A 16,231-nucleotide genomic window follows, 5' to 3' on the forward strand; every position below is an offset into this window, starting at 1 on the left:
CAGCTAAGTAATTAAAAATCTTATTCTATTACTCTTCTGCTAATGCCTTCTGCATTGCTTCATCCTGTTCCTGTCCGATCTCCTCAGGAGTCTTCTCAAGACCAAAGAGCTCGGTCATGCAGTTCTTATGAACTTCTGTTACAGATGCGGGCAGATACTGGTCATACCAAAGCTGTACGTTTGAAGCGTTGAAGAATACGTCTACAACAACCTTGTTACAAGGATCGTCGATACCCTGCTCAAAGCCCTTGATTGAAGGAATTGTTCCGTTTGCAACCTGTGTCTGGTTATAAGTGTCATCGTTGTAGTACTGAGTTGCAAGTACATAGCAAGCATCAAGCATATCCTGGTCTACAGAACCATCTTCCTTGAAGCAGTTGAAGGAGAATCCGTTACCGATAGCTGTTCCGATTTCAACGTTCTGAGGAACACCCTTAGCCTTAGCTTCTGCATCTTCAGGGAAACGGAATACGCCAACGTTCTCGTTGTACCACTCTTCACTGTCTGCTCTGATACCGGAAACCTGCCATGAGCCGTGAAGCATCATTGCTGCAGAGCCATCATAAAGGAGTGCTCTATCCTGGTTATCATCAGCTGTAAGAGAGTTCACACCATCCGGGAAGTACCCCTTCTTTACCCAATCCTGAATCTTTTCAGCTGCATAGATGAAAGCTTCACTTGTGAATGATCCGCCATTTTCCTGTGTATAAGCTGCATCGAATTCAGCATTTCCTGAGTGACGGGCTACCAGGTACATGTAGTACATGGAACCTGTCCATTTGGAAGCGTTTGCAAGAGCGAAAGGAGTAATGCCGTTTTCTTTAAGCTTTGCGCAAACTTCTTCAAGTTCATCGATGGTTGTGGGAACTTCAAGACCAAGGTCAGCAAAGATTGTCTTGTTGTAGAATACGTCACATCCTGAAAGTCCGCCGAAAGGAATAGCCAACATCTTGCCATCATAGGTTGACTGTGCTACAGCTGCGTCGATGAAATCCGGATGATCGTATTTAGCATACATATCAGTGATATCGTTTACGAAACCTGACTTGTAGTACTCAGCCATAGGGCCGCCACCCCAGTGGATGTACATGTTGGGAGCCTGGCCTGAACTCATTGCTACAACCAGCTGCTGTTTGTAGTTATCGTTCTGCTGGTGAACCTGGTTAACAGTGATGTTGGGATAATCAGCCATGAATCTCTGAACAGCTGCTTCCTGAGTGCTCTTTCCGGGATCTTCTGTAGCGATATCCCAAAGAGTGATCGTCATAGGTTCGGTTGTCAGTGTAGGCAGATTCTTACCATCAGTCTGTTTGCCTGATGCTGCATCTGTAGACTCGGTTGCTTCTGCTGCGTCTGTAGTCTCAGCTGCTTCAGTAGTCTCAGTGGCTTCAGTAGTATCTGCACTTTCGGTACTTTCAGTAGCTGCAGGCTCAGATTCTGTTGTAGCAGGTGCTGATGATCCACCGCCACAGCCGGCAATTGTTGTAACAGCGAAAACTGTTGCAAACAAAGTAGCTAATAACTTTTTGCTCATACATAACCCTCCTTATGTTTTGCGCCGATATTTTCTGACAATTAGTCAGAAAATATCATTTTTATAAAACATTTATCTGTTTCTTTATGAATAAACAATAAATTATACTGTTAATTATTGCTTGTAAAAAAATTGCTATCTAATATACAAAAATTGCTTTTTTATTATACAAAACGACAACCATATTTAATTTATTCTTAATAAAAGGTGTACAAAATGCCATATTTTATACTTTTATCTGTTGTTATGTATGTTATAATTGCTATCAAATATAAAGTTTTTGTTTATTATTTCTCGAAATATTTCGAAAATAATGGCAATTATGGACTTATTAGTTACCTGTCAAAAAATGCTATTTTTCCAAATGTGGGGACTTGGAATATGAGAGTTAAATTTGATGGAGTAAAGGAAAGTGTTAAGCATAAGATAAACACAAGTCTTCGAATGTATATCAATCAGGAGCACACGGATTATCCTCCTCACTGGCATACAGATATTGAGATAATCTGGATTAAAGAGTCTCCATACAAGGTTGTATGCGGAACTCAGACTTATGATCTTGAAGAGGGCGATATTCTTTTAGTGTGCCCTGCTGTTTTGCATGAAATCTTCTCTCTTTCCTTTGGAACAAGAGTCTATATTCAGGCTGACTTTTCCAGGCTTTCGGTACTAAAAGAAATAGACAAGGCATTCAGACTTATGTCGCCTGCCCTTCATATAAAGAAAAGGAATTGTCCTGAGAATTTATATGCTCAGCTTTGCGACCATTTAGATGAGATAAAAGAACTGTATTTTGGCTCTGCTCCGCCTGTTCAGATGAGTGAAGGCCGCCTCGGTCATAGCCTCATGTCATTTACAGAGCTCGATCCATATGGCGAGCTTGAGATCTATTCCATACTTATGCATTTTATTGTTCTTTGTGGCAAAAACATTGCGCTTTTCCAGGCACCTGAGGCTGCTTCGTCAGCTGCTGCATATAAAAACACTTTGTCCCTAAGTAATGTCTGTGCTTATCTTTCAGAGCATTTTACTGAGGATATATCTTTGGAGGATGTGGCAGCCTTCGCAGGATTCAGCAAATATCATTTTGAGAGGATTTTCTCAGATTATGCTGGTACTACCTTTTATCAATATTTGCAGCAGATGCGTATAAACTATGCTCAAACGCTACTGTCTAATCCGGAGCTGTCAATTACGGATATCTCCTACCAGTCCGGTTTTGCAAGCAGTACAGCTTTTACAAGAGCATTCAGAAAAAGTACCGGATATCCTCCATCACAGTTCAGGATGCTAAATGAAGCTAAGCACCCGCTTCCTGCGAACCCAATGTTTGCAGATCTGAAAAAATGAAATATATTTCGTTTATCTTTTAATTTGAAAAAGACAATAAAAATCGCTTAGATGAGAGTGGAAGCATCTAAGCGATTTTTTTATATTGCGTCTGCAATATTATTTAATTTACTGAATTAAAACTATTTTATAGATATTACTATAGTGCATTTACTGATAGATTTAAAGTGCAATTTTTAATCATTTTACCTTGATCTTTTTATATGTGCTCCAGTTAGATATTACCTTATTTCCATCAACAAGCTTATAAGTACGAATACGAACAAAGTAGCTTTTTCCGGATTTAAGACCTTTTACTTTTTTGGATGTGGTCTTTGATTTACCGATATTTACTATCTTTGCATTCTTTTTGAACTTCTTATCAGTTGCGTACTGAATCTCGTAGCCATTGATTCCTTTATTAACCCTCTTCCACTTTAATGTGAAAGACTTTTTGCCTGCAGTAACCTTAGAAATCTTGGCATTCTTCTGCTTTTTATCAAGAGTTTCTTTATTCTGCTGTGCAGGTACTGCCTCGGTGTTAACCTGAGGTGTATTTTCTTTGGTAGGCTCAGTTACAGTTTTATCGTCTTTAGGATCAATTGGTTTATCATTTGTAGATTTTGAAATAACAAATGTAGCTTTTGAATAAAAGTATTCCGGATGTGAGCGCATTTCGTCAGGCAAAGCTTTTAATGACTTTTCACCCAGCTCTAATGTATATGTTCCCGATGTTCTGCTTGTTCCCAAAAGAATAACTGAAACGCCGTTAACATCTCCATCCTTATAAACCGGAAGTAACATAAAATCAAGATTTGAATCTTTATCAATATCCATTGTTGGCGGTTCTTCTTCGGAATAATTAAAAATTATTGACTCATCATATACGCTGATCAAATATAAAAAATTTAAAAATCCATTATACTTGTCTTCTCCAACAATAGAAGTCTCTCCTGATGTAAAATCAATAGTAACATCTCCTAAATTGTATTTTTTTATATCAGGAACTAAGTTCGGAAGTGTTACTGTTGCTGTAAATAAAAGTCCTTTATTATTATAACTTCGCTCTAGCTTCTCGGATTTAGTATCCCATTTAATTTTATTATCACAATCTAAAAAACTAATTTTAATAGGTACTTGAGAATTGTTATTTAATGCTCTTACATTAACAGAAAAAATATATTTTGTATTCGGTTGAAAAACATCATTAATTGCCAGGCTACTACTGTTGCCTACTATGTACCAGTTCGCTTCCACTATCAAATCATAACCATTTTCAGTTTTAAAATAATGTTCTCCACAAAAGCCGACTTTCCCAACTTCATTAAAAGCAGAAGGTTGATGAAGCTGCATGTAAAGGATCCCCTTTTCTTCATAAGGATATACAATATCATCAGCTCGAGCATGGATTATACTTGATTGAAATAAAATGAACAGCAGAAATAATGACAGTACAAAAGTTGGAATTTGTCTTGAATGACGTTTTTGATTCATAAAACAGCCCTCCCTCATAATAAAGGAACAAAAGTTACTGAATTAGAATAAAAGAACATATATAAATAAGAGTGTTACTCGACTATCATTGCTATAAAATTGGATAAATTCAAATCATCGGAAATGAATCCACCATCCGAAATGGTAACAGTTTCATCATTTGTATTGCTGGCAAGATATGATTCTGAAGGGCTACTGGTTTTAGTAAAGAATGTCAGAAGTGGCAATATTGTAAGAGAAATAGTCAGAACCACTATTATGACTGTACGACGTAAGTAAAAAGTATTTTCATTCATATCTCACCCTCCCATCTATCTGGACTAATGTAAATATCCAAATTGAATATAAAACTATTTAATCCGTGCAATGATTATTATATAGAAAAAACACAAGAAAAAAATTACGGAAAATGAAAAGTTTCATTCATAATTCGTACTTGACAAGAATGTAATTTTGTGAAGCAAAGTGCTTGAGCGCTATTCAGAACTTGAATAAATAAGAATACATACAATAATAAACTATTTATTGATCGATTATTCCCAGTAAAAATGCAGCTACACCAAGAATCCAATGAACAATCCATACACCAAGAATGGTTTTTTGCTTATCATATAGAATTCCCAATAAACCGCCAAGAACTGCGGCTCCTATCATAAACCAGAAGCCATATTCTATATGAAAAATAGCAAAAATAATGGATGCATGTATTATTGAATAGGCAGATTTGTTCCTTATTGCAATTCGTTTGAGATTTGATTGAAGAACGCTTCTGGCGATGAATTCCTGAATAAATGCAGTAAATAAATAAAAGACCTGATATAAATTAAATCTTCTGATATCGAAAAAACCATGTTCTGTCTGAAACAGATTTGGATCATATAGCTGTGCAACATATTTGACAATACATAATAAACCAAATGATAATGCACTGATTATAAGCGCAGACTTTATTATCTTCTTAGGATTATCAGTCCACAGACCTATATCACTCCATGTAAAACTTGTGTGCTTAAGTGCAAGAAAAAACAAGAATAATCCAAGAGCATCTTCTGCCTGGACCATAAAAGCAATTGAAAAGGGCCTGCCGGTAGAATCCCAAAAGGCATAAAATAGTACCCATGCACCAATTCCGACCATTAAAATAGCAAGCATGGAAGAAGAATCATGAAACTTCTGCTCCATTTTCCTGGCGTATGCAACGGGATCTGAAGTATCATCTTTAATCTTGTGTAGCTCAGTTAATTTTATGCGCTCATGCTTTTTATGTTCATTTTCCATAAGTTCTGATATCCTTCAGCAGGCTGTTACTAAAGATGAAAAAGGCAACTACTGTAGTAAGTATATCGGATATTACCTGTGCTGAAATTACACCATTAACTCCCATAAGCTTCGATGCGATTAAGATTACAGGCAGGTAAACAATACCTTGTCTGCATGCTGATAAAATAAATGCACTAAGGGCCTTTCCAGTGGACTGGAATGCACAAATAAATATGAGGCAGACTCCAACAAGCGGCATTCCCAGAAGCTGTAATCTTAGCATTTTAGCGCCAAGTGAAATTAGTTCAGAATCACTTAAGAACCTTGATACAATAGGGTTCGCCAACAAGGAAAGAACTATTGTAAAGAATAGTCCCGATCCGCCTGTAACAGCAATACCGAAACGTAAAGTTTTTTTCAGCCTGTCCATATTCTTAGCACCATAATTGTATCCAATAATAGGCTGTCCGCCAAAGGCAAGTCCTACAAGAACAAGAAGTGCGATATTCACAATTTTAAGTACGATACCCATTACAGCTATATTCTCATTACCATAGGGCATAAGGAATCTGTTGGTAAGCGTAATTCCAATCGTCTGCATAAGGTTTGATATACTTGAAGGTAGACCTATAACAAGTATTTCAGATAATGATGCGAATTCAGGAACAAATCCCTTAAGTGATAGGGACAATATTTTACTCTTTTTAAGAATATAAATAACAAAGAACGTACATGTAGATATATATCCGATTACCGTAGCCATGGCTGCTCCGGCAGCTCCAAAGCCTAAGGTAAAGATGAATATGGGGTCCAGTAAAATGTTTATAACGGTTCCGATGATAGAACCTATCATTGATGCCATTGATGCACCCTCTGCCCTTAGAAGGTTAGTGGGTACAAGCGAGAAAATAACAAAAGTGGAACCAAGAATAAGCCATCTGTAGTACTGCTCTGCATATACGTATGTCTGCTGTGTCGCTCCAAGGATATTTAATATAGGACTTCTGAATACAAGCATAATAACAGTAAATATAATTCCAGTAATGATAGCTGTATAAAAACAGAAGGTACTCTTTTTCTTAGCTTCATCTTCTTTTCTTGCACCGAGAAGTCTTGAGATAACAGAGCTTCCACCGATTCCAAATATATCACCGATAGCCAAAAGAAGTGTAAATAAAGGTGCACAAATAGAAATACCTGCAATTAGGTCCGTATTTCCCGTTAACGCTATAAAATATGTATCTACAAGATTATATACAAGCGTAACGATCATACCCATAACTACAGGCATCGCCATTTTCATATATGCTTTTGGAATAGGTGCTTTTTCAAATAATTCATTCTGCATAACAAATAACTATGAGAGTTCGTCAAGAGTCTTACCGTATGGCTCAAGGAAATCATTCATGAAGTCTTCAACCTCCGGTAAATCCTTTTTGAGTTTATTTATAGACTTTAACGTACTCTTCTCTGCCGTTCTGAACTCACTGTTGCCGGCATTCTTCTCCTCTATACATTTTATGAGTGCTGAAAGTTTATCAGCAGCCTTCACAAGCCTTCGCATGTACTCTTCGTCCTCACCGTCCTGAGCTTTGAAAATCTCTTCGAAAGCAGGCTGTAAGTCTTCCGGAAGTTTGTGTAAAAGTGAAATATCAGCAATTGCCTCAACTTGTTTGTAGGCACGCTTTATCTCCTCATTATAATACTTCACCGGAGTCGGCATGTCACCGGTAATTATCTCAGATGCATCATGATAAAGCCCTATAAGGGCAGCCTTTTCTGCATTAAGACTCTTTCCGTATCTGACATTTCCAATAATACAAAGCGCATGAGCAATCATCGCAACCTCAAGAGAATGCTCACAGAGATTCTCCTGTCTGGAGTTACGCATAAGTGCCCAGCGCTCGATATATTTCATTCTTGATATAGTTGCAAAGAAATTATAAGCCATGATGTTTAGTCGTTATTCTCGAAATCCTCTACAAATTGTGTGATAAGCTTAACAGTGCCATCTATTCCAAGGCAACTGCTGTTAATTGTAAGATCATAAGTATCAGATCTGCCCCATTTCTTTGATGAATAGTAATTATAGTAGCTCTGTCTCTGCTTATCCTTCTTAAGAATCATCTCTAAGGCCTTGTCCCTGGTAGTGATATCAGGATATCTGCTCATAACACGCTCTATCTTATCTTCTTCATCAGCATGGATAAATATATTTACTACATTTTTATAATCAGCCAATGCATAATCAGCACATCGACCAACAATTACGCATGGACCTTCATCAGCAATTTTCTTGATAGTATCAAACTGAGCAAGAAAAATCTTGTGACTGATAGGCATGTCAACAAAGCTTGATGAATTATAACCAAATGAATAGGTATCCATTACGAGATTATAAAGGAAAGAAGTTGTGGGACGCTCATCATGATCCTGAATCATCTCCTGAGCAAATCCACTTTCTTTTGCGGCCCTGGTAAGAAGTTCTTTGTCATAAAACTTAATGCCAAAATACTCAGCAACCTTCACGCCAATTTCTCTTCCGCCTGAACCAAATTGTCTGCCTATTGTAATAATTGTATTCATAACAGAACCTCCACTTCGAATGGTCTTTTAATAATACAATTATAACATATTTGAGTTTACAAAATGGATATTTTTATGCTATATAGCAACAATTATTTTAAATTGTAGTAATACTAGTTAAATTTCACTTCACTTCATCCGAATAGTAAGGAACTATTATATTAGTGCCGGCTGTAAGCTTGGCATCAGTAGATATTTTGTTGATCTTAGCAATATCATTAACCAGAGTCTGTGCTTTTCTGTAGTGAATAGAATCAAGATTGTCATTGGCAATACTCCATACAGAATCTCCGGCTGTTACTGATACAGTCTTATAATAAATGTGCTGTGTATGTGACTCATCAGCACTTGCATCAGAGAAGAATGAAAATGATAAGAACATTCCAAGGAAGATAATGATTGCTGTCATTACTACAAATATAATGATTCTACGGCGAAGCTGTCTCTCTCGTCTCTTCCTGTTATTGAGAGATCTGATACGGCTCTGTTCGATGATGTCGTAATTGCTGTATGTTCTGTTTGTTCCGTTTACTGTACCGACTGCACTGCTCATTTCATACCCTCCATTATTCGAACAAATGTTGCGAACAACTGTTCTTTAAAATAATATATCGAACATATATTCATTTGTCAACAGGAAATTCGCACATTTGTTCTTTTTGAAATCTTAAAGAAATCATTCGTTTCAGTTCATATTTTGTTCATATTTATAAAGTAATATATGTATCAAGATAGTTGATGAACGAAATCACTATCTCCCCCTCATAAGAAAATCGCAGGACACTCACATCTATGTGGGTGTTTTGTGATTTTATGAAACTTTTTCCTTATGAAGTTTTTTTATATAGTTTCCTTTATAAATTTCACCGCGGTTTCTTGAACTGTCTTTATAATAAATCACGAACTGTCCCATAAATGTCACACTTTAATATTCGTAAATAAATTAACCAAATAGCGCATATCGAATAGGCGAATATATGTTTGCATTAGTTTATAAGATATGATAAACTGAACGTAGGTTCATACTAATTGTTGGAGGGAGAATTATGTCAAAAGGGAAAATTTCAGCTAAACAACAAGAAATACTTGAATATATGAAGAAAGTTATTCTGGATAAGGGCTATCCGCCCACAGTCAGAGAGATTTGCGAGACCGTTAAGCTTAAGTCCACATCTTCTGTCCACTCTCATCTCGCATCTCTTGAGAAAAACGGATATATCAAACGAGATCCTACAAAGCCCAGAGCGATCGAGATCTGCGATGACAGCTTTAATATGATCAGAACAGAGATGGTAAGCATACCTGTAGTTGGTCAGGTTGCTGCAGGCCTTCCGATCCTTGCTGAGGAGAATATCGATACATACTTCCCTATTCCCGCATCCATGTGTCCTAAGGGAGCTGATACCTTTATTCTTAATGTAAAGGGCGATTCAATGATAAATGCAGGAATTTATAACGGGGATAAGATTTTTGTTCAGAGCTGTAATACTGCTAAGAATGGAGATCAGGTTGTAGCACTTATCGATGATTCTGCTACTGTTAAGACCTTTTATAAGGAAAGCGGTCACATCAGACTGCAGCCGGAGAATGATTCGATGGATCCTATTATTGTTGATAACTGTGAGATATTGGGTAAGGTATTCGGAGTACTTAGATTATATTAAAGATTAAGGAGGCTTGATTGAGCCTCCTTTCTTTTTTTACAAAAAAAAGAAGCAAAAGCTTTTATGATAACTCTTATACTTTTGCTTCCAATAATTTATAAATTAAATCTCTTCTTTTGTGACCTTTTTACCATCGCGCCATATTCTCTCAAGGTCGTAGAATACTCTGTTCTCTTTGTCAAATATGTGAACGATGATATCTTCAAAATCCTGAAGAATCCAGAAGGCACTTTCGTATCCTTCAATATCCTTCTTTTTATAGCCTGCCTTGTAGAGTTCTTCTTCTACTCTGTCTGCCATGGCCTGGATCTGAGATCTGTTTGTTCCGTTTGCAATAATGAAATAATCACCAAGTGATGATACTTCACTGATATCAAGAATCTCGATGTCTTCGCCCTTGGTATTCTCAAGAGCTTCAACAGCGATCTTTACCATTTTCTTTGATTCTTCTAAGCTATGTGAATTACTCATTTCTGTTCTGCCTTTCTCAAATAGTATTCATAAGTGTCCTGAGTCATTGAATCGCATTCTTTATCGATGTTTTTAAGATAATTAAGAGTATCCCTGAGAATTAGAAGCATACATGAATCAAGATCGCGGAAAGCTTCCTTACGAATTATATCCATGTGTTCTAATGGCTTCCTGTTAGGTTCGATGAAATCAGCAATAAATACAATTTTCTCCAGAGTTGTCATACCGGGATGTCCTGTGGTATGCCATCTGATCGCATTTAAAATCTCTTCATCTTCTATTCCGTACTTGGTCCTCGCAAGACACATTCCGGCTTTTGCATGAATAAGTGATGGATTTCGTCTCTCCACATCAGTTATTTCGATACCGTTCTTTTTACAAATCTTAATCTGCTCTTCGTGATCTAAGTTCTTGGCACAATCATGAAGATAACCAGCTATAAGAGCCTTCTGATTATCCGCATCAAAAACTGCAGCCATATTAGCAGCGGTATATGCAACTCCAAGAGTATGATCAAACCTCTCGGATTTTAACGCATCCTGCATTTCCTTACGGAACTTTTTGGATAATTCAAGGGTTTTCATTTCACGTAAACCTTCATATCATCTTCATCAGAAACGGTAACACCGGAATAGATATTCTTAAGAATAGCAAATTCGATAACTGCATCAGGAACCATGTATCTAACTGATCTTCCTGATAGAAGTCTCTTTCTGATATCGCTGGAAGAAAGGTCGATGTTCCTGAACTGAAGGATTCGAACATCGGCACCATATTTATCGTGAAGATAACTGCGCTGTTTATCCATATCTTCAATGGACATATTATCTCTTACAGCTGCAAGAATTATACAATTCTTGAAAATTTCTTCACTCTGATACCAGTTCTCAATCTGCTTAAAGGTATCACCTCCAAGGATAAGATAAAGCTCATCACCGGGATACATCTTCTTAAGCTCATTAATTGTATCTATGGTATAAGTGTTGCCTTCCCTGTCTATCTCAAGTCTTGAGCAGGTAAAATAAGGATTATTATCTATGGCAAGCTTCACCATCTGATAGCGCATCTCGCCGGCAGGAATATCCTCATCCTGTTTTAAATAAGATTTTCCTGTAGGAATATAAATGATTCTATCAAGTCCAAACTGCTCTCTTGCTGCTTCACCAAGAAGTAAATGTACATTATGAATAGGGTTAAATGTTCCGCCTACAATTCCAATTTTTCTGGGTGCCATAATATATACCTCGTGTAGTTAAAAAATAAAAGTCTATTTATATTATTCTATCACAAAAGCGGACCAAAATATCAGCCAAGTTACTTAGGAAGTTTGATTTCAGGCTCGTCCTTAAAAGGTTTGTAAAGCACGATCTTACGACCGATAACCTGAACAAGAGTTGATCTTGTTCTGTCAGCAACTGTTCTTGCAACTTCATTTACATCATCAAGGCAGTTTTTCTGAACTGTGCCTTTAATGAGCTCCTTTGTGTTGAAGCACTCAGCTACAGAATCAGTAACTTCAGGTGTAATTGAAGCCTTGCCTATAGAAAAAACAGGCTCGATATTCTGAGCAAGTCCTTTTAAATATGCGCGCTGTTTACTCGTTAAATTCATCATCTACCTCCGTTTCGGTATTTGTATCAGCATTCTTGTAATAGTCGAAGCTATAACCATACATTCTGACTGTATCGCCTTCCTGTATTCCAAGAGCTTCAAGCTGATCTAATATTCCTGTTTCTACGAGGAAATTCTGGAAGAAAGCAAAGCCCTTCTCAGAATCAAGGTTGGTATAACCAAGCATCTTCTCAATCTTAGGACCTTCGATGACATATTCCTTCTCATCTGAATCGTAAGTAACAGAGAATGCTTCAGCCTCCTCTTTAAGTTCTACTTCAGGATCGTATTCGCTTTCGAATACAACTGTTGTATCGCCAATCTTATCAAGCTCAGTACTTATATAATACAAAAGCTCATTAATGCCCTTTCCTGTAAGGGTTGATGTAGCGAATACCTTTACTCCCAAAGGTTCATATTTATCTCTAAGCTTCCCTATGATCTCACTGTCTTCGCCATCAGGGAGCATATCAATCTTATTTGCTGCAATGACCTGCACCTTCTTTGTGATATCGGCGTTATATTTGGAAAGCTCATTATTAATTGCTTCAATGTCTTCAAAAGGATCTCTGCCCTCTGTTCCGGCTACATCTACAACATGGATCATCATCCTTGTTCTCTCAATGTGGCGAAGGAACTCATGACCAAGTCCTGCACCTTCTGCAGCGCCTTCGATAAGTCCGGGGATATCAGCAACTACGAATCCCTTAGCATCATTAAGGCTGACTACACCAAGCATAGGAGTAAGAGTTGTGAAATGATAGTTCGCAACTTTAGGTCTGGCATTAGATACCTTTGTAAGGAAAGTTGATTTACCAACATTAGGGAATCCAACAAGTCCTACATCAGCAATCATCTTAAGCTCAAGTAAAATCTCAAGCTCTTTAGCAGACTGACCTGGCTGTGCATAACGAGGAGCCTGCATAGTGCTGGTAGCATAATGCATGTTACCGTTACCGCCTTTGCCGCCCTTAAGAAGCACAAACTCCATGGTATCCTTTGACATGTCTACAATTACTTTTCCGCTGGCAGCATCCTTAATAACAGTGCCTTCAGGTACTTTGATAACGATATCCTTACCCTGTTTACCGTGACATCTTCTCTTTCCGCCGTCTTCACCATTCTCAGCCTTGTATTTACCGCCGAAATGGAAATCAGAAAGTGTATTCACACCGGGATCAACGACAACGATTACATCGCCGCCCTTACCGCCGTCACCACCATCGGGGCCACCGTTTGCTACGAACTTCTCTCTTCTGAAAGAGATATGACCGTCGCCGCCCTTACCGCTTCTGACAAATATTCTTGCTCTATCTACAAATGCAGGCATATTCTCTCCTAAATAAAATGTTAATCTCAATATGTGAGACAAAGCGCTAATGCGCATCAATAAAGTAAAAAATAGCTCCAAACATAAAATGTTTGGAGCCAAATAAATCGAAACTGATTACTTCTCTACAGCGTAAACGCTAGCCTGCTTCTTATCACGGCCCTTGCGCTCAAAACGAAGTACACCATCAACAAGTGCAAAAAGAGTATCATCCTTACCGATACCAACGTTTACACCGGGATGAATATGTGTGCCGCGCTGTCTGTATAAAATATTTCCAGCCTTTACGAATTGTCCGTCAGCTCTCTTTGCTCCAAGGCGCTTTGACTCAGAATCACGACCGTTTTTGGTAGATCCTACACCCTTTTTATGAGCAAAAAATTGAAGGTCCATATTCAACATGACTTACACCTCCTCGAATTTAATGTCCAAAAATTCATTACCATATTGTTTGAAAACGCCTGTAATACCGAGTTCGAAGGATTTAAGCAATAGCTCACCATCCTCTGAAAAGCCATTCTCTGAAGTAACCAAGATATGACCTTCTTCGGCATTTGCATCACAGGTAAAAGCATCATCTGTAAACTTTTCGAGGGAATTAACAGTGTTAATAGTGAGCATGGAAATCGCCGCACATACAATGTCTTTCCCGTATTCGCCGGATCCTGCATGGCCGCTTAATTCAAAGCCCATGTATTCGCCGTCAGAATTTTTACGAATTACGATACTAGTCATATTTCAAACATTCTTTCCAAGATTAAAGAGAAATCTTGTCAATCTTCACGCTTGTGAAGCACTGTCTGTGACCGTTCTTCTTGTGATATCCAGTCTTAGACTTGTACTTGTAAACGATAACCTTCTTACCCTTGCCCTGTTCCATAACAGTTGCGCTAACCTTAGCGTTTGCTACATCACCAGCAACCTTAAGAGTTGTATCATCATTTACTGCAATAACATTATCAAATGTAACTTCTTTTCCGGCTTCTACGTCAAGCTTCTCAACGCGGATTACATCGCCTTCGGAAACCTTGTACTGCTTACCACCAGTAACTATAATTGCGTACATAAGGCACCTCCTTCTTCTAAATCTCGCTAACTATGGTGGGATAAAAAAGTATCCACTTCGACCTCGTTAAGCGGCATACTGTGATATAATAACATCACAAATCTTTAAAGTCAATAGTTTCTGACAAGGATTTATACTTTTTATCTCTGGTAAATTCCATTATACCAAGCCCGGTCAGATCTATGAACCTCAAGTGATCGGGATCACCTGTCGTGATCTCTTCTATATAAGAAATGAGTTCGTTCTGAAGCTCTTTACTCTTCATAGATACAAAATCAATCAGTATCATTCCTGACAAATTCCTGAGTCTGATCTGCCGTACACATTCATCAGCAGCTTCCTTATTTAATAATAGGAAGAAATCATCTGATTTCTTTTGATTCTTACCTGAGTTTACATCAATCAGATTCAGAGTCTCCGTTTGTTCTACTATTATATAGCCGCCGGATTTAAGCCATACCTTCTTTTGGAAAAGATCATCGGTCTTACTTGTGATATTGTAATGAACCATAAGAGATATCCGCTGTTGTTCTTCATCATAGAACTCACAATCTGTATCACTATCCTTAAGCTCATCACAGATGCTTTTAATATCAGAAACTATTTTAAAAGAATCGGTATCAGTTGTTTTCAATAGATGTCGCTTTGCTTCTTCTATTTCTCTGCTAAGTGTAGGACCTTTATTTATTAGAAGCTGATATTCCGTTCTGGTCTTGGCTACATCTATCAGCTTATTTAAGTCTCCATCATATTCTGAGGAATGAAGCTTTATTCTGGAAGACAACCTTGCCTGTTTCGTCTTATGTTCATCAGTTCTTATCTGAACAAGTAAAATATCACCCGGTTTTATCTCTGAGGCTGAACTGACATTTCTGTTTAAGACACACTCAGTAGGAATACTCTTAATTGGTAAGAATCCTATTCCGCGTTTTCCACGGCCGGCCTCAAAGCGCACAAAAAGAGCTTCGATATTATTTGTCTTATTCTCTACTCTTCCCGTGTAGACATTGCCCCGTCTATCATTACCATCAAGAACCTTGAGATATTCAAGGGTTCCATCAGAAAAGCCGAGAATTGAGAGCTTGTTATGCCATTTCGTAATTACGATTTTAGACATAGATCTTACCCATTTCAGCTTTTCCGGGAGCAGCGAATGAATAGTCAAAGAGCTTATCAGGGATCATGGGCTGTACGAAATGCCCCTTCTCATCCTCTCCATCCAGATAGGTTTCTACTCTGTGGAATACAGCTGCAAATTCCTGCATCTCTTCTCCTGCAAAGCTATAAAGGCTCTCTATAAAAAGAGCAGCTTTTAAGTTATTGGCACTGCCTGCAGATAATAACAGATGTATTTTGTTATCTAATATTTCATATTTAAATATCAGTGGTTTGATATCAATTGTTTTCTCGCCGTTCTTTGTTTTCTTTATGGCGGGAATTTCAGGCTGCTCCATAAACGCCTTCATTGTATCTTCTAAATCAAATTTCGGAGCTTTACCTTCTCTAAAAGAAATAAGGTATTCAGCTGCAGCCACACTCGTCATAGCATTTACGGCCTTCTCGGGGAGTGCTGTAACAGCTGTTATTACAATACCTTCATTCATTACTTCATTTAGAGCATCCATAACAGCTTCAGGTGATTCCAAGGAATTCACAGTCATATCGATATAATCACCATCTGTTGTGGAGCCTACACTTAAAGGCTGTGCAAAAGAAAGTATCTGATGAGGACTTAAGCCCTCGCTGTATTTAATGTCTATCTCAGCACGTCTTATAGCTTTTTGAACATAACGCATGACATCCAAATGTCCAAGAAAACGAATAGGACCATGCTTTGAAAATTTCAATCGTAATTTTTCCATATCAAATCCTAATTTATAATAATT

At 37.8% G+C, this 16,231-nt stretch carries 20 protein-coding genes; 2 read left to right on the forward strand and 18 right to left on the reverse strand.

Annotated features, from left to right (window positions below; genetic code table 11):
* Positions 1 to 28 precede the first annotated feature (28 nt).
* Positions 29 to 1,534, reverse strand: coding sequence for an extracellular solute-binding protein (locus G610_RS19510; RefSeq protein ID WP_051197539.1), 1,506 nt, complete (start codon positions 1,532 to 1,534; stop codon positions 29 to 31).
* A 381-nt stretch (positions 1,535 to 1,915) separates the two neighbouring features.
* Here G610_RS19510 and G610_RS21940 point away from each other — a divergent pair, with 381 nt between their 5' ends.
* Entirely contained in the window at positions 1,916 to 2,884 is a 969-nt protein-coding gene (locus G610_RS21940; protein ID WP_196809798.1) for an AraC family transcriptional regulator, read from the forward strand.
* Positions 2,885 to 3,064: 180 nt separating this feature from the next.
* Here the strand turns inward: G610_RS21940 and G610_RS0102845 are convergent, their stop codons facing one another.
* The 7 genes from G610_RS0102845 to G610_RS0102875 form a co-directional block, all read right to left on the reverse strand.
* The gene (locus tag G610_RS0102845) at positions 3,065 to 4,357 is read right to left on the reverse strand and encodes a fibronectin type III domain-containing protein (RefSeq protein WP_242829603.1); all 1,293 of its coding nucleotides are present in this window, start codon (positions 4,355 to 4,357) and stop codon (positions 3,065 to 3,067) included.
* Between the two features lie 74 nt (positions 4,358 to 4,431).
* Entirely contained in the window at positions 4,432 to 4,653 is a 222-nt protein-coding gene (locus G610_RS0102850) for a hypothetical protein (RefSeq protein ID WP_026523568.1), read from the reverse strand.
* 226 nt (positions 4,654 to 4,879) lie between these two features.
* Positions 4,880 to 5,635, reverse strand: a complete 756-nt coding sequence (locus tag G610_RS0102855) for a CPBP family intramembrane glutamic endopeptidase (protein ID WP_026523569.1) — start codon at positions 5,633 to 5,635, stop codon at positions 4,880 to 4,882.
* A complete protein-coding gene (locus G610_RS0102860; RefSeq protein WP_026523570.1) occupies positions 5,625 to 6,965 on the reverse strand; it encodes an MATE family efflux transporter in 1,341 nt (446 codons plus the stop codon). Before G610_RS0102860 ends, G610_RS0102855 begins: the two co-directional genes overlap by 11 nt.
* Before the next feature lie 9 nt (positions 6,966 to 6,974).
* Positions 6,975 to 7,568 (reverse strand): 5'-deoxynucleotidase, encoded by a 594-nt coding sequence (gene yfbR, locus G610_RS0102865; protein WP_026523571.1) that lies wholly within the window; start codon positions 7,566 to 7,568, stop codon positions 6,975 to 6,977.
* Between the two features lie 5 nt (positions 7,569 to 7,573).
* Positions 7,574 to 8,203 carry a cytidylate kinase-like family protein gene (locus G610_RS0102870; protein ID WP_026523572.1) on the reverse strand — a complete coding sequence of 210 codons (630 nt, stop codon included), beginning with the start codon at positions 8,201 to 8,203 and terminating at the stop codon, positions 7,574 to 7,576.
* A 124-nt stretch (positions 8,204 to 8,327) separates the two neighbouring features.
* On the reverse strand, positions 8,328 to 8,756 hold the full coding sequence (locus tag G610_RS0102875; protein ID WP_026523573.1) for a LysM peptidoglycan-binding domain-containing protein: 429 nt from the start codon (positions 8,754 to 8,756) through the stop codon (positions 8,328 to 8,330).
* 493 nt (positions 8,757 to 9,249) lie between these two features.
* Here G610_RS0102875 and lexA point away from each other — a divergent pair, with 493 nt between their 5' ends.
* Positions 9,250 to 9,867 (forward strand): transcriptional repressor LexA, encoded by a 618-nt coding sequence (lexA, locus tag G610_RS0102880; protein WP_026523574.1) that lies wholly within the window; start codon positions 9,250 to 9,252, stop codon positions 9,865 to 9,867.
* 102 nt (positions 9,868 to 9,969) lie between these two features.
* Here lexA and rsfS read toward each other — a convergent pair whose 3' ends face one another.
* The 10 genes from rsfS to G610_RS19525 all read right to left on the reverse strand — a co-directional run bounded on the left by rsfS (position 9,970) and on the right by G610_RS19525 (position 16,207).
* Complete coding sequence (gene rsfS, locus G610_RS0102885; RefSeq protein ID WP_026523575.1) at positions 9,970 to 10,338, reverse strand: ribosome silencing factor; 369 nt, start codon at positions 10,336 to 10,338, stop codon at positions 9,970 to 9,972.
* Positions 10,335 to 10,922 carry a bis(5'-nucleosyl)-tetraphosphatase (symmetrical) YqeK gene (gene yqeK / locus G610_RS0102890; protein ID WP_026523576.1) on the reverse strand — a complete coding sequence of 196 codons (588 nt, stop codon included), beginning with the start codon at positions 10,920 to 10,922 and terminating at the stop codon, positions 10,335 to 10,337. Before yqeK ends, rsfS begins: the two co-directional genes overlap by 4 nt.
* Positions 10,919 to 11,572: a nicotinate-nucleotide adenylyltransferase gene (gene nadD, locus G610_RS0102895; RefSeq protein WP_026523577.1), complete on the reverse strand. Its 654-nt coding sequence runs from the start codon at positions 11,570 to 11,572 to the stop codon at positions 10,919 to 10,921. Before nadD ends, yqeK begins: the two co-directional genes overlap by 4 nt.
* Positions 11,573 to 11,652: 80 nt before the next feature.
* Positions 11,653 to 11,949 (reverse strand): ribosome assembly RNA-binding protein YhbY, encoded by a 297-nt coding sequence (gene yhbY / locus G610_RS0102900; protein WP_026523578.1) that lies wholly within the window; start codon positions 11,947 to 11,949, stop codon positions 11,653 to 11,655.
* On the reverse strand, positions 11,933 to 13,279 hold the full coding sequence (gene obgE / locus G610_RS19520; protein ID WP_051197541.1) for a GTPase ObgE: 1,347 nt from the start codon (positions 13,277 to 13,279) through the stop codon (positions 11,933 to 11,935). The genes yhbY and obgE overlap by 17 nt, the downstream gene beginning before the upstream one ends.
* A 117-nt stretch (positions 13,280 to 13,396) precedes the next feature.
* Entirely contained in the window at positions 13,397 to 13,681 is a 285-nt protein-coding gene (gene rpmA, locus G610_RS0102910) for a 50S ribosomal protein L27 (protein ID WP_026490668.1), read from the reverse strand.
* 3 nt (positions 13,682 to 13,684) lie between these two features.
* Complete coding sequence (locus G610_RS0102915; RefSeq protein WP_026523579.1) at positions 13,685 to 14,014, reverse strand: ribosomal-processing cysteine protease Prp; 330 nt, start codon at positions 14,012 to 14,014, stop codon at positions 13,685 to 13,687.
* A 22-nt stretch (positions 14,015 to 14,036) separates the two neighbouring features.
* Positions 14,037 to 14,345, reverse strand: a complete 309-nt coding sequence (gene rplU / locus G610_RS0102920; RefSeq protein WP_026494637.1) for a 50S ribosomal protein L21 — start codon at positions 14,343 to 14,345, stop codon at positions 14,037 to 14,039.
* Between the two features lie 94 nt (positions 14,346 to 14,439).
* Complete coding sequence (locus G610_RS0102925; RefSeq protein WP_026523580.1) at positions 14,440 to 15,462, reverse strand: ribonuclease E/G; 1,023 nt, start codon at positions 15,460 to 15,462, stop codon at positions 14,440 to 14,442.
* Positions 15,455 to 16,207, reverse strand: a complete 753-nt coding sequence (locus tag G610_RS19525) for a TIGR03936 family radical SAM-associated protein (RefSeq protein ID WP_081667171.1) — start codon at positions 16,205 to 16,207, stop codon at positions 15,455 to 15,457. The genes G610_RS0102925 and G610_RS19525 overlap by 8 nt, the downstream gene beginning before the upstream one ends.
* Positions 16,208 to 16,231 lie beyond the last annotated feature (24 nt).

The organism is Butyrivibrio sp. MB2005 (assembly GCF_000424285.1).
Classification (GTDB): domain Bacteria; phylum Bacillota; class Clostridia; order Lachnospirales; family Lachnospiraceae; genus Butyrivibrio.

Bases quoted from the DNA above. Each gene is read 5' to 3' on its own strand.
- G610_RS0102915 (WP_026523579.1), bottom strand. From the start codon at position 14,014: ATGACTAGTATCGTAATTCGTAAAAATTCTGACGGCGAATACATGGGC.
- yqeK (WP_026523576.1), bottom strand. From the start codon at position 10,922: ATGAAAACCCTTGAATTATCCAAAAAGTTCCGTAAGGAAATGCAGGAT.
- G610_RS0102870 (WP_026523572.1), bottom strand. From the start codon at position 8,203: ATGAATACAATTATTACAATAGGCAGACAATTTGGTTCAGGCGGAAGA.
- yfbR (WP_026523571.1), bottom strand. From the start codon at position 7,568: ATGGCTTATAATTTCTTTGCAACTATATCAAGAATGAAATATATCGAG.
- nadD (WP_026523577.1), bottom strand. From the start codon at position 11,572: ATGGCACCCAGAAAAATTGGAATTGTAGGCGGAACATTTAACCCTATT.
- G610_RS0102855 (WP_026523569.1), bottom strand. From the start codon at position 5,635: ATGGAAAATGAACATAAAAAGCATGAGCGCATAAAATTAACTGAGCTA.
- rplU (WP_026494637.1), bottom strand. From the start codon at position 14,345: ATGTACGCAATTATAGTTACTGGTGGTAAGCAGTACAAGGTTTCCGAA.
- G610_RS0102860 (WP_026523570.1), bottom strand. From the start codon at position 6,965: ATGCAGAATGAATTATTTGAAAAAGCACCTATTCCAAAAGCATATATG.
- G610_RS0102875 (WP_026523573.1), bottom strand. From the start codon at position 8,756: ATGAGCAGTGCAGTCGGTACAGTAAACGGAACAAACAGAACATACAGC.
- rpmA (WP_026490668.1), bottom strand. From the start codon at position 13,681: ATGTTGAATATGGACCTTCAATTTTTTGCTCATAAAAAGGGTGTAGGA.
- G610_RS21940 (WP_196809798.1), top strand. From the start codon at position 1,916: ATGAGAGTTAAATTTGATGGAGTAAAGGAAAGTGTTAAGCATAAGATA.
- G610_RS0102845 (WP_242829603.1), bottom strand. From the start codon at position 4,357: ATGAATCAAAAACGTCATTCAAGACAAATTCCAACTTTTGTACTGTCA.
- G610_RS19510 (WP_051197539.1), bottom strand. From the start codon at position 1,534: ATGAGCAAAAAGTTATTAGCTACTTTGTTTGCAACAGTTTTCGCTGTT.
- obgE (WP_051197541.1), bottom strand. From the start codon at position 13,279: ATGCCTGCATTTGTAGATAGAGCAAGAATATTTGTCAGAAGCGGTAAG.
- lexA (WP_026523574.1), top strand. From the start codon at position 9,250: ATGTCAAAAGGGAAAATTTCAGCTAAACAACAAGAAATACTTGAATAT.
- G610_RS0102925 (WP_026523580.1), bottom strand. From the start codon at position 15,462: ATGTCTAAAATCGTAATTACGAAATGGCATAACAAGCTCTCAATTCTC.
- yhbY (WP_026523578.1), bottom strand. From the start codon at position 11,949: ATGAATTTAACGAGTAAACAGCGCGCATATTTAAAAGGACTTGCTCAG.
- rsfS (WP_026523575.1), bottom strand. From the start codon at position 10,338: ATGAGTAATTCACATAGCTTAGAAGAATCAAAGAAAATGGTAAAGATC.
- G610_RS19525 (WP_081667171.1), bottom strand. From the start codon at position 16,207: ATGGAAAAATTACGATTGAAATTTTCAAAGCATGGTCCTATTCGTTTT.
- G610_RS0102850 (WP_026523568.1), bottom strand. From the start codon at position 4,653: ATGAATGAAAATACTTTTTACTTACGTCGTACAGTCATAATAGTGGTT.